This is a genomic window from Enterobacter sp. CCUG 70166 (genome assembly GCF_020224095.1).
GTDB lineage: Bacteria > Pseudomonadota > Gammaproteobacteria > Enterobacterales > Enterobacteriaceae > Enterobacter > Enterobacter intestinihominis.
The window spans coordinates 18,836-29,889 of record NZ_NRIQ01000020.1 but is presented as its reverse complement, the minus strand read 5'-3'; the positions used below and the strand labels follow the sequence as shown (position 1 = coordinate 29,889).

At 58.6% G+C, this 11,054-nt stretch carries 10 protein-coding genes; 2 read left to right on the top strand and 8 right to left on the bottom strand.

The window, feature by feature from the left end; translation table 11 throughout:
• Nucleotides 1-244: 244 nt before the first annotated feature.
• Genes CKK19_RS09930 through CKK19_RS09920 form a run of 3 tightly spaced genes read right to left on the bottom strand, consistent with a single transcriptional unit; the run spans nucleotide 245 to nucleotide 3,203 of the window.
• Nucleotides 245-1,207, bottom strand: coding sequence for a lysylphosphatidylglycerol synthase transmembrane domain-containing protein (locus tag CKK19_RS09930; protein ID WP_063854359.1), 963 nt, complete (start codon nucleotides 1,205-1,207; stop codon nucleotides 245-247).
• Entirely contained in the window at nucleotides 1,207-2,445 is a 1,239-nt protein-coding gene (gene clsB, locus CKK19_RS09925) for a cardiolipin synthase ClsB (RefSeq protein ID WP_063854360.1), read from the bottom strand. Before clsB ends, CKK19_RS09930 begins: the two co-directional genes overlap by 1 nt.
• Entirely contained in the window at nucleotides 2,442-3,203 is a 762-nt protein-coding gene (locus CKK19_RS09920) for an endonuclease/exonuclease/phosphatase family protein (RefSeq protein ID WP_022647505.1), read from the bottom strand. The genes clsB and CKK19_RS09920 overlap by 4 nt, the downstream gene beginning before the upstream one ends.
• 133 nt (nucleotides 3,204-3,336) lie before the next feature.
• Here CKK19_RS09920 and CKK19_RS09915 point away from each other — a divergent pair, with 133 nt between their 5' ends.
• Nucleotides 3,337-3,747, top strand: coding sequence for a YbhQ family protein (locus CKK19_RS09915; protein ID WP_003858499.1), 411 nt, complete (start codon nucleotides 3,337-3,339; stop codon nucleotides 3,745-3,747).
• Here the strand turns inward: CKK19_RS09915 and CKK19_RS09910 are convergent.
• The 5 genes from CKK19_RS09910 to cecR are packed head-to-tail and all read right to left on the bottom strand — an operon-like array spanning nucleotide 3,709 to nucleotide 9,397.
• Nucleotides 3,709-4,815: an ABC transporter permease gene (locus CKK19_RS09910; RefSeq protein WP_022647506.1), complete on the bottom strand. Its 1,107-nt coding sequence runs from the start codon at nucleotides 4,813-4,815 to the stop codon at nucleotides 3,709-3,711. The two genes, CKK19_RS09915 and CKK19_RS09910, sit on opposite strands and share 39 nt — an antisense overlap.
• A 57-nt stretch (nucleotides 4,816-4,872) precedes the next feature.
• Complete coding sequence (locus tag CKK19_RS09905) at nucleotides 4,873-6,006, bottom strand: ABC transporter permease (protein WP_022647507.1); 1,134 nt, start codon at nucleotides 6,004-6,006, stop codon at nucleotides 4,873-4,875.
• Nucleotides 5,996-7,735 (bottom strand): ATP-binding cassette domain-containing protein, encoded by a 1,740-nt coding sequence (locus CKK19_RS09900; RefSeq protein ID WP_022647508.1) that lies wholly within the window; start codon nucleotides 7,733-7,735, stop codon nucleotides 5,996-5,998. The genes CKK19_RS09905 and CKK19_RS09900 overlap by 11 nt, the downstream gene beginning before the upstream one ends.
• Nucleotides 7,728-8,723, bottom strand: a complete 996-nt coding sequence (gene hlyD, locus CKK19_RS09895; protein ID WP_022647509.1) for a secretion protein HlyD — start codon at nucleotides 8,721-8,723, stop codon at nucleotides 7,728-7,730. The genes CKK19_RS09900 and hlyD overlap by 8 nt, the downstream gene beginning before the upstream one ends.
• Nucleotides 8,720-9,397, bottom strand: coding sequence for a transcriptional regulator CecR (gene cecR, locus CKK19_RS09890; protein ID WP_022647510.1), 678 nt, complete (start codon nucleotides 9,395-9,397; stop codon nucleotides 8,720-8,722). The genes hlyD and cecR overlap by 4 nt, the downstream gene beginning before the upstream one ends.
• 204 nt (nucleotides 9,398-9,601) lie before the next feature.
• Here cecR and rhlE point away from each other — a divergent pair, with 204 nt between their 5' ends.
• Complete coding sequence (gene rhlE / locus CKK19_RS09885; protein ID WP_017693771.1) at nucleotides 9,602-10,984, top strand: ATP-dependent RNA helicase RhlE; 1,383 nt, start codon at nucleotides 9,602-9,604, stop codon at nucleotides 10,982-10,984.
• Nucleotides 10,985-11,054: the final 70 nt, after the last annotated feature.

Sequence of the window (11,054 nt, the reverse complement as noted above, 5' to 3'; positions counted from 1 at the left end):
GTTCCTTGCTACTCTGTAACGACATGACCGGTGAACGTGCCAGGGTGGCTCAGTCGCCACCACCCTGGCGACCCGGGCTCCCGGCGGTAAATCGTCACTTCGCGGTGCCCTCGGCTTATTCCTTCCGGCTTATCGGGTACGGGCGGAGGCAACGTCCCTGTAAAGCCGCCCTCTCGGCGCATCCCTGCGCCCACAGGGAGAGGGAACAAACCCTAAAAACGGCAACGAAGTTGCCGTTTTGCTTTTATTTTGCCATCGCCTTCTCGTTTTTGGCGCGCAGCTTCTTCGCCCGACTCTCCAGCACCAGATAACAGACCGTTGCCAGCGCCAGCGGCAGGAAGTAGTAGATCATGCGGTACGCGAGCAGGGCAGCGATAATCGTCCCGTGAGACACATGCTCCCCTGCAAGCAGCGCGATAAACACCGCTTCCAGTACGCCGATCCCCGCTGGAATATGCACAATCACCCCTGCAATACTGCTTACCAGCAGCACGCCCAGCACGAAGAAGTAATTCACATCTTCGCCAATCAGCAGCCAGATAATGGCCCCCATCGCCATCCAGTTGGCGCTGGAAACCACCATTTGCAGGACGGCAAACTTCCATGACGGCAGCACCAGCTTCTGCCCTTTAATGGTCATATGACGACGTTTGGCAAAAGCGCAGGCCCAAAGGTAGGCGGCGATGATCAGCAGCAGTACGATGCCCAGAATGCGCAGGGTGGCCTCATCGATGTACCAGTGCGCAGGCAGCTGCACCACGCCAATGGTGAAAATCATCCCGCCGAGCAGGATATACCCCAGCCAGTTGGTGGTGATACTCAGCGAGAAAATACGCGTGATGGTGCCGCCCGGTAAGCCAAGGCGGGAGTACAGGCGATAGCGCATGCCAATCCCGCCCACCCAGGTGCTCAGCGTCAGGTTAAAGGCGTAGCAGATGAATGACACCAGCATAACCTGCCGTTTGGCAAGCTTATGCCCGCAGTAGGCGCGTCCCAACAGGTCATAGCAGCCATACATCAGGTAGCTCACAATCACCAGGCCAACCGCCCCCAGCAGGACTGTCCGGTTGTAGTTGCGAATAACCTTCCACACCTCTTCCCAGTCCACCTTTTGGGCATACACCACCAGCAGGACCGCGACGGCAATGAAGAACAGCCAGGTCAGGATTTTTTTCGCCAGCCGCCAGCGAGGATGAGATTTCGACATCAGGTTTTCCCTCCATCTTCCGCCTCTACGCGGTCCTGGGTTTCCATTTCGGGTTGCACTGGCGGATCCACCAGCGCCAGTTTCGGTGTATGCGCGGGCAGCCAGCCCACCATGGCCGGGAAGTGGCGCAGGAAGTGGAACACCACCACGCCGATGCCAACGTTCCACCAGCTGCGTTTCGGCACCATGGACTCATCCACACGCACGCAGTCTTTATTGATCAGACCCTGAAGGTTATCGCGCAGGGTCTGATTAAACTGGCGATCGTGGATGATCAGGTTCGCTTCCAGATTGAGCGATAAGCTCAGCGGATCGAGGTTGCTTGAGCCAACGGTCGCCCAGTGGTCATCCATCACGGCCACTTTGCCGTGCAGCGGGCGGCGGCGATATTCATAGATCTGCACGCCGCTTTTGACCAGATAGCGATAGAGCAGACGCGCGCCCACCTTCACAATCGGCATATCGGGCTCACCCTGGACGATGAGCTTCACGCTCACCCCGCGTCGGGCCGCGTTGCGCATGGCGTGCAAAATCCGGTAACCGGGGAAGAAATAGGCGTTGGCGATAATCACCTCGCGCTTCGCGTTCGCCAGCATCTTCAGGTAGTGACGTTCGATATCGTCCCGGTGCTCCTCGTTATCCCGCCAGACGAACAGCGCCTGCGCCTCGCCGGGCTTGCGGTTCTCTTCCGGGCGATGGCGGCGTCGCCACCAGCGGCGTGCGGCCTCTTTACCGGGTAAGTTTTCCAGCACGAACAGCTGGATGTCCTGAACCACCGGTCCCTCAATGCGGATCGCGTAGTCCTGTTTCGCTTCGGGACCATAATCCGACATATGCTCGGCGGAGTAGTTAATGCCGCCAACGAAGGCCACCGTTTCATCCACCACCACAATTTTGCGGTGCATACGGCGGAACAGGTTGGTGCGCATCCCGAACAGACGCGGGCCGGGATCGTAATAGCGGAATACCACCCCTGCGGCGGTGAGCTCGTTAACAAATTCGTCGCTGAGATCCGGCGAACCATATCCGTCGAGCAGGACCTCGATTTTTGTACCGCGACGAGCGGCTTGCAGCAGCGCGCTGTGCAACTGCCTGCCCACGTCGTCTTCAAACCAGATAAACGTTTCCAGAAAGACTTTCTGCTGTGCGTGGCTAATCGCCTCAAAGACTGCCGGATAAAAGTTATCGCCATTTTCCAGCAGCGTAATACGGTTACCTTCCTGCCATGTGCATTTCATAAGTGGATCTCCGCGCTGAGTGGGGCATGGTCGGAGAGATGTCGCCAGTTGAGTAAAGCCAGCGCCGTCGGGCTGCTGGCGTGGGCATTTTTTACGTAGATGCGGTCAAGGCGCAGCAGGGGGAAGCGCACCGGAAACGTCCGCGCGGGACGACCGCGTGAGCGGGTAAAAATCTCCTCCAGCCCCGCATTCACCTTCAGCGGATGATTGGCCCGCTGTCGCCAGTCGTTAAAATCACCGGCCACCACCACGGGCTCGCCCTCCGGCAGCGCATTGGTCCAGTCTGCCAGCATCTGTAGCTGAGCCTGACGGTGGGCCTCACGCAGGCCAAGATGAACGCAGCCCACATGAATGGGAAAATCGAGCGCCGGTGGCGTGATGCGGCAGTATAACAACCCGCGTTTTTCGCTCTCGCCAACGGAGACGTCCCGGTTCTCATAATGCTCGATAGGAAAACGCGACAGCACTGCGTTACCGTGATGCCCCTCCGGGTAGACCGCATTGCGCCCGTAGGCGTAATCGCTCCACATGGTATCCGCCAGAAACTCGTAATGGGGCGTGTCGGGCCAGTTTTCGAAATGCATCGGGTGCACTTCGTGCGCGCCCATGACCTCCTGAAGGCAGACAATATCGGCGCTGACGGTGCGTACCGCGTCGCGCAGCTCCGGTAAAATGAAGCGGCGGTTAAATGCTGTGAAGCCCTTATGAATATTTATCGTCAGCACCTTAAGCGAGAAATGCTGCGTTCTTTTGCTCATAAACACCTTCCTGGGTGACTATCCCGATGAAAATAAAGTGTAGTAGGCGTCACAAAAAGATGCGGCGTTACGGAATTTTCCGTAAAGTGCGGTAGTCTGAATTAGCAGAGAAAAATCCTTCAGGAGAGAAGCCATGAAGTGGCAACAACGCGTTCGTGTCGCAACCGGTTTAAGTTGCTGGCAGATAATGTTGCATTTACTGGTCGTGGCCGTACTGGTGATGGGCTGGATGAGCGGCACGCTGGTGCGTGTCGGCTTAGGGTTATGTGTGGTTTACGGCGTGACCGTGCTGTCGATGCTGTTTTTACAGCGTCACCACGACGCGCGCTGGCGTGAAGTGGGTGATGTGCTCGAAGAGCTTACCACCACCTGGTATTTTGGTGCGGCAATGATCGTCCTGTGGCTGTTGTCACGCGTGCTGCAAAACAACCTGCTGCTGGCCCTGGCGGGTCTGGCTATCCTCGCAGGGCCTGCGGTGGTGTCGTTGCTCACCAAAGAGAAAAAGCTACGCGATGTTTCGTCTAAACATCGCATAGGCCACTGAGCCCGTTGTGGCCGCGATGACCAGTAGCGGCCACAAACTTCCCCACACAATATCCAGACTCGCATCCTTCAGATAGATTTGCTTGGTGATATCCGTGAAGTGACGAATCGGGTTTATCCATGTCAGATCCTGTAACCACACCGGCATGTTCTCCACTGGTGACACGTACCCTGAAAGCAAAATCGCCGGCATCATAAAGACAAACACCCCGATAAACGCCTGCTGCTGCGTTGAGCAGAGCGCGGAAATCAGCAGCCCAAACCCCACCAGTGACAGGCCGTAAATCACCATCGTGAAGTAAAACAGCGCCAGCGATCCGGCAAACGGGATCTGGTACGCCCATATTCCCACCCCCAGCACGATGGTGGCCTGGAACGTCGCGACAATCAGTGCTGGCACCGCTTTGCCGACAAATATCTGCCAGGTAGCGAGCGGCGAGACCAGCAGCTGATCCAGCGTACCTTGCTCACGTTCGCGTGCCACGGACAGCGAGGTGACAATCATCACGCCAATAGTGGTGATCATGGCGATTAACGACGGCACCACAAACCACTTGTAGTCCAGATTCGGGTTGTACCAGTTGCGCACCACCAGCTCGCTGTTGTTGGGTTTGGGTTTGCCCGCCATCAGCTCCTGCTGGTAGTCCTTCACTACCTGCTGCAAATAGTTCGCCGCTATCTGGGCGCTGTTGGAGTTACGTCCGTCGAGGATCAGCTGCATCGGCGCGGTCTGGAAGGTGTCCAGATTGCGGGAGAAATCCGCCGGGAAGCGCACCAGCAATAATGCTTTCTGCGTGTCGATGGTGGGCTGGATCGCCTGCGGGCTTTGCAGCAGCAGGACATGGGTAAAGGCTTTGGCGCGGGCGAAACGCTGTGTCAGCTCGACGGAATGCTTGCCATTGTCTTCGTTGTAAATGGCGATGGTGGCGTTGGTGACCTCCAGCGTGGCGGCAAACGGAAACAGTACAACCTGAAGCAGCACCGGCAGCACCAGAATGGCGCGGGTCTGCGGCTCGCGCAGCAAGGATTGCAGCTCTTTGCGGATCAATGTCCATAAACGGTGAAACATCGCGTCGTCCTCCTGTCGGGTGGCGCTTGCGCTTTCCCGACCTACAAAATCCGATGGCTAATCTAATCTTCTTTTCGTTTTCATCCACGTCAGCCCGATAAACATCACCGCCGACGCCAGCAAAAACAGGGTGTTGATAATCAGCACTACCGGGATGTTCCCCGCCAGAAACAGGCTTTGCAGGGTGCTCACAAAGTAGCGTGCCGGAATGATGTAGGTCACGGCACGGATCACCGCCGGCATACTGTCAATCTGGAAGATAAAGCCGGAGAGCATGATCGACGGCAGGAAGGCGGCATTAAGCGCCACCTGCGCGGCGTTAAACTGGTTGCGGGTGATGGTGGAGATCAGCAGCCCCATTCCCAGCGTGCTGAGTAAAAACAGGCTGGTAATAAAGAACAGCACCACCAGCGAACCGCGGTACGGCACGCCAAGAATAAATACCGAGACCAGCATACAGAGCAGCATCGCCAGCATGCCGAGGAAGTAGTAGGGGATCAGCTTGCAGAGCAAAAGCTCGACGCGCGTCACTTCGGTGGAGAGCAGCGCCTCCATGGTGCCGCGCTCCCATTCGCGGGCGATCACCAGCGAGGTGAGGATCGCGCCAATCACCGTCATGATGATAGTGACCGCACCCGGGATAATAAAATGCTGGCTGATGGCGGCGGGGTTAAACCAGTAGCGCGTCTGCACGTCAATCAGCGGTTCAAACTTCTCCCCCCGGTCTTCGGCGCGCTGCATCTGCCAGAGCTGCCAGATCCCCTCCGCATAGCCCTGCACGAAGTTGGCGGTGTTCGGTTCGCTGCCGTCGGTGATCACCTGAATTGGCGCATCGGCGCCCGGGCGTGCCATGTTGGCGGCGAAATCGACCGGGATGACGATCAGACCGCGAATTTTACCGGCCTGCATTTTCTGGATCAGTTCCTGCCGGTTGTCGCTGATGGTGGCATCGATGTAGGGCGAGCCGGTCATGGCGTGGGTGAAGTCCAGCGCCTCTTCGCTCTGCTGCTCCAGCAGGATCCCAACCCGCAGCTTGCTGGAATCGAGGTTAATTCCGTAGCCAAAAATAAACAGCAGCAGCAGGGGGATCACCACCGCAATCAGCCAGCTGCTGGGGTCACGCACAATCTGCCGCGTCTCTTTGACGCACAGGGCGCGCACCCGGCGCCAGGAGAGGGCGTTACTGCGCATGAGGATTCTCCTTATCCCAGTCGTGGATGAGGGTGATAAACGCCTGCTCCATGGTCGGGTCCGGCTGTGCGTCGTCGGCGGCCTGCGCTTTCAGGTCGTCCGGCGTGCCGTGGGCAATCAGCTTGCCGCGATAGACCAGCCCGATGCGGTCACAATACTCTGCCTCGTCCATAAAGTGGGTGGTGACCATCACGGTCACGCCTTTTTCCACCATGCTATTGATATGCAACCAGAATTCACGGCGGGTGAGGGGATCCACGCCTGACGTAGGTTCATCAAGAAAGAGGATGTCGGGCTCGTGCATCAACGAACAGGCCAGCGCCAGCCGCTGTTTGAAGCCAAGCGGCAGCGCGTCGGTAGCGTGTGAGGCGATATCGGTCAGGCCAAAGGCGTCGCACATGCGGCCGATCTTCTCGTTCTGCGCCCGTCCCCGCAGGCCGTAGACGCCGGAGAAAAATCGCAGATTTTGCTCCACCGTCAGGTTGCCGTAGAGCGAAAACTTCTGCGCCATATAGCCCAGATGCTGGCGCGCCTTGCCGGAGCTGACTTTGAGATCCATGTTCAGCACCAGCGCTTTGCCGGAGGTCGGTACCAGCAGGCCGCACATCATTTTAAAGGTGGTGGATTTCCCCGCACCGTTCGGCCCGAGCAGGCCAAATATCTCGCCGCGCTTCACGGCAAAATTGACGTTATCGGTGGCGGCGAAATCGCCAAATTTTTTGGTGAGCGATTTCGCTTCAATGACCGTTTCGCCCGGCGTGCCTTCCACCGTGTGCAGAATGGCGCCAAGCGGTGATTCTGAGGTTCCCGCCCCGCCCAGCAGATCGATAAACGCATCTTCAAAGCGCGGCGCGGTCTCTGTCATGTCGATTTCAGGCATCCCCTGCGCACGCCGGATATCGTCGGCGGTGGCCTCTTTTTTGAGGATCACGCGCACCGAACGGCCCTGAATCATCCCGTCGCTCACCTGGGGCAGCTTCAGCACCCGTTGCAGCAGCTTGCGGTTGGATTCCTGCGCGCTGTGTAGCAGAAAACTGCGCCCGGCCATGGTTTGCGTCAGCTCGGTGGGCTCGCCCTGATAGAGCAGTTCGCCTTCGTTCATCAGCAGCACGTCACGGCACTGCTCTGCTTCATCAAGGTAAGAGGTACTCCAGAGGATCAACATGCCGTCACCCGCCAGCTCGTGCACCATCTGCCACAGCTCGCGGCGGGAAATCGGGTCCACGCCGACGCCGGGTTCATCCAGCAACAGCACCTTCGGTTCGCCCACCAGCGTGCAGGCCAGCCCCAGCTTCTGCTTCATCCCGCCGGAAAGTTTGCCCGCCAGCCGATCGGTGAACGGGCCGAGGGAGGTAAACGCCAGCAGACGCTCGAAGGTTTTCTGCCGGGTTTCGCCGGTAACGCTGCGCAGATCGGCATACAGGTTGAGGTTTTCCATTACCGTCAGATCTTCATACAGACCAAACTTCTGCGGCATATAGCCGAGTATGCCGTGGAGCGCCGCGTCGTCTTTGATGGGATCGAGGCCAAGCACGCTGGCGCTGCCTTCATCCGGCTTCAGCAATCCCGCTAGCATCCGCATCAGCGTGGTTTTACCCGCGCCGTCCGGCCCCACCAGCCCGGTCACATAGCCTTTCTGAATCGTACAGTTCAGCGGCGCGACCGCCGGTTTAGCCATTCCCGGGAAGCGTTTGACCAGATTATTGAGCTGGATAACCGCATCATTCATGTTGTTCCCCGTCGTTTAAGGTCACGGTAACAGGCATGCCCTGACGCAGCGCGTCGTCCGCATCGGTGACGATGATGCGCAGGCGATACACCAGGTCGGTACGCAGATCCGGGGTTTCAACGGTTTTTGGCGTGAACTCGGCCGTTGGGGAGACGAAGCCCACTTTGCCGTGATACGGCTTGTCCGGGCGACCATCGGTGTAGAGCAGCAGTTCGCGGCCCGGCTGCATCTGGCCAAGATTCGGCTCATCAATGTAAGCGCGCACCCACACCGGACGGGTTAAGGAGAGCGTTAACACGGTGCTGCCCGCGCTGAGCATGCTGCCCGGCTCCACGGCGCGGGTCATCAGCGTACCGTCAGACGGGGCGATTAACGTGGTGTCGTGCAGATCCAGCTCCGCCTGGGCTAACTGCGCCTGCGCCTGCTCAAGGCTGGCCTTCGCCTGGGCAATGTCCTGCGCGCGGTTACCGGTGCGGTACTGGCTTAACTTATCCTGGGCAGATTTCAGCGTCGCCTGCGCCTGGTCGCGGGATGAGCGCGCATTTTCCAGGTCGTTGGCGGAAATAGTGCGGCTTTTCCATAAGCCTTGCTGACGGTTATAGAAATTCTGCGCATAGTCATAGGCGGCTTTTGCCTGCTTAACGGCAGCGGCCGCCTGGGCGATCTCTTCATCACGATAGCCCGCCAGCATCAGGTCGTACTGCGCCTGTGCGACGGCGACGCCCGCTTTTGCCTGCATCAACGCGTTTTCAAACGGGGCTTTGTCCAGCATCCCCAGCGTCTGCCCGGTTTTGATGGCATCGCCTTCGTCAACGCTCAGCGAGGCCAGCCGTCCGCCGACGCGGAAGCTCATGTTCACGGTGCGGATATCCACGTTGCCGTACAGCGTCAGGCCACGATCCTGCTGGCTCTGATACCACAGCCAGCCGCCTGTTCCCGCAGCAAGCAAGACAACAACCACCAGAATGATGGCGACAGGTTTTTTCATGACTTCTGGCTCCTTTGCGTTAAGCCTTGCAGGATCAGATCAACGTGACAGGTAATGACCTGGCTAATTTGCGCGGCTTTATCCTCATCGAATTGTGTCCAGCCCGTACGTAACAGGATGGTCTCACGCCCCAGACGGAAGGCGAGCACTTCGCCCAGCAGGGCGTGGGTATGCAAAATGGTGTCCGTATCGCTGGCGTCCCGTCCGGTATAGGCGGCGATCAGCCGGGTCAGATGGCTATGCATCGGGGCGATCACCTGATCGTGCACCAGCTGGTACGCGGCAGTGGGGGAGAGCTGCTCGCGGGAGATAAATTTGCTCAGGTTCAGCGTATCGTCGTGCGTCAGCAGGCGAATCATGTTGTGACAGGCGTTAAGGATCAGCTGGCGGATGGCAACCCGGTCCGGTTCTGTCTGGCTGAACAGCGCGGTGGCTTCTTCCACGTGTGGGCGAAAGCTGGTGCCGATAAAATCCGCGATCCACTGGGCGCAGGCGAGGTATAAATCCTCTTTTGAGCCAAAATAGTAGGTAATGGCCGCAATATTCTGCCCGGCCTGCGCGGCGATATCCCGCGTGGTGGCATGCAGACCATACTCGCCAAACTGCGCCAGCGCGGCGGCGATAAGCTGACTTTTCGCCTGTTCGCCTTTGGTTGTCGTTGGGGTTGTATTCATAGCAGCATTAAAAATTAATCAATCGATTGATTAAGATTATGCCTGATTTGCGCAAACGTCGAGTCATCGCCGGGGATATTTTATGCGCCACGTCACAAAAGCTGCTACACTCCGCTCCTTCGCGACATTGTGGTTTTTGTCCTTCTATTCGTTATATCTCCCTGAAAACTACACCTGTGATGGTCGGGGCGGTTCGGAGTTTTTATGTCTTTTGATTCCCTTGGTCTGAACCCGGAAATTCTGCGCGCCATCGCAGAGCAGGGCTACGTTGAGCCAACCCCTATTCAGCAGCAGGCTATCCCGGCCGTTTTGCAGGGCCGTGACCTGATGGCAAGCGCGCAGACCGGTACTGGTAAGACCGCGGGCTTTACCCTGCCGCTGCTGGAGCTGCTGGTAAAAAACCAGCCACACGCCAAAGGCCGTCGTCCGGTGCGTGCGCTGATCCTCACCCCAACCCGCGAGCTGGCGGCCCAGATTGGTGAGAACGTGCGTGAATACAGCCGCTATCTCAACATTCGTTCGCTGGTAGTTTTCGGCGGGGTAAGCATTAACCCGCAGATGATGAAGCTGCGCGGCGGCGTGGACGTGCTGGTGGCAACGCCGGGGCGTCTGCTGGATCTCGAACACCAGAACGCGGTGAAGCTCGATAACATCGAAATTCTGGTGCTGGACGAAGCCGACCGTATGCTGGACATGGGCTTCATCCACGACATTCGCCGCGTGCTGGCGAAGCTGCCGACGCGTCGTCAGAACCTGCTCTTCTCCGCGACCTTCTCCGACGAGATCAAGGCGCTGGCGGAAAAGCTGCTGCATAACCCGCTGGAAGTGGAAGTCGCGCGCCGCAACACCGCCTCCGAGCAGGTGACGCAGCACGTGCACTTTGTAGATAAGAAGCGCAAGCGGGAACTGCTCTCCCAGATGATCGGCCAGGGCAACTGGCAGCAGGTGCTGGTGTTTACCCGCACCAAGCACGGCGCCAATCACCTGGCGGAACAGCTGAATAAAGATGGCATCCGCAGCGCGGCCATTCACGGCAACAAGAGCCAGGGCGCGCGTACCCGCGCGCTGGCAGACTTCAAGTCCGGCGACATACGCGTGCTGGTGGCAACCGACATCGCCGCACGCGGTCTGGATATCGAAGAGCTGCCGCACGTGGTGAACTACGAGCTGCCAAACGTGCCGGAAGATTACGTTCACCGTATCGGCCGTACCGGACGCGCGGCGGCAACCGGGGAAGCGCTCTCTCTGGTTTGCGTGGATGAGCACAAGCTGCTGCGCGACATCGAACGCCTGCTGAAGAAAGAGATCCCGCGCATTGAAACCCCGGGCTATGAAGTTGACCCGTCAATCAAAGCCGAGCCAATTCAGAACGGTCGTCAGGGTGGCGGGCGCGGTCAAGGCGGCGGTGGTCGCGGTCAGCAGCCGCGTCGTGCCGAAGGCGGCGCGCCGAAATCTTCGGGCAAACCGCCGCGTCGTAATAACGACAGCAAACCGGCCGGTGAAAACCCATGGCGTAGCGGCGAAGGGAAACCGGCAGGCGAGGGGCAGCGCCGACGCCGCCCGCGTAAGCCTGCTAACCCGCAGTAATCTGGAAGCCCGGTCGTAAAGCCGGGCTTTTCTTTTTGCGGCAGCGGAGAGAAAGTGCCACAATAGTGGC

Excerpts from the sequence above, each read along its gene's own strand:
- hlyD (WP_022647509.1), bottom strand. The coding sequence starts at position 8,723 with ATGAAAAAACCTGTCGCCATCATTCTGGTGGTTGTTGTCTTGCTTGCT.
- CKK19_RS09905 (WP_022647507.1), bottom strand. The coding sequence starts at position 6,006 with ATGCGCAGTAACGCCCTCTCCTGGCGCCGGGTGCGCGCCCTGTGCGTC.
- CKK19_RS09930 (WP_063854359.1), bottom strand. The coding sequence starts at position 1,207 with ATGTCGAAATCTCATCCTCGCTGGCGGCTGGCGAAAAAAATCCTGACC.
- rhlE (WP_017693771.1), top strand. The coding sequence starts at position 9,602 with ATGTCTTTTGATTCCCTTGGTCTGAACCCGGAAATTCTGCGCGCCATC.
- CKK19_RS09900 (WP_022647508.1), bottom strand. The coding sequence starts at position 7,735 with ATGAATGATGCGGTTATCCAGCTCAATAATCTGGTCAAACGCTTCCCG.
- clsB (WP_063854360.1), bottom strand. The coding sequence starts at position 2,445 with ATGAAATGCACATGGCAGGAAGGTAACCGTATTACGCTGCTGGAAAAT.
- CKK19_RS09920 (WP_022647505.1), bottom strand. The coding sequence starts at position 3,203 with ATGAGCAAAAGAACGCAGCATTTCTCGCTTAAGGTGCTGACGATAAAT.
- cecR (WP_022647510.1), bottom strand. The coding sequence starts at position 9,397 with ATGAATACAACCCCAACGACAACCAAAGGCGAACAGGCGAAAAGTCAG.
- CKK19_RS09915 (WP_003858499.1), top strand. The coding sequence starts at position 3,337 with ATGAAGTGGCAACAACGCGTTCGTGTCGCAACCGGTTTAAGTTGCTGG.
- CKK19_RS09910 (WP_022647506.1), bottom strand. The coding sequence starts at position 4,815 with ATGTTTCACCGTTTATGGACATTGATCCGCAAAGAGCTGCAATCCTTG.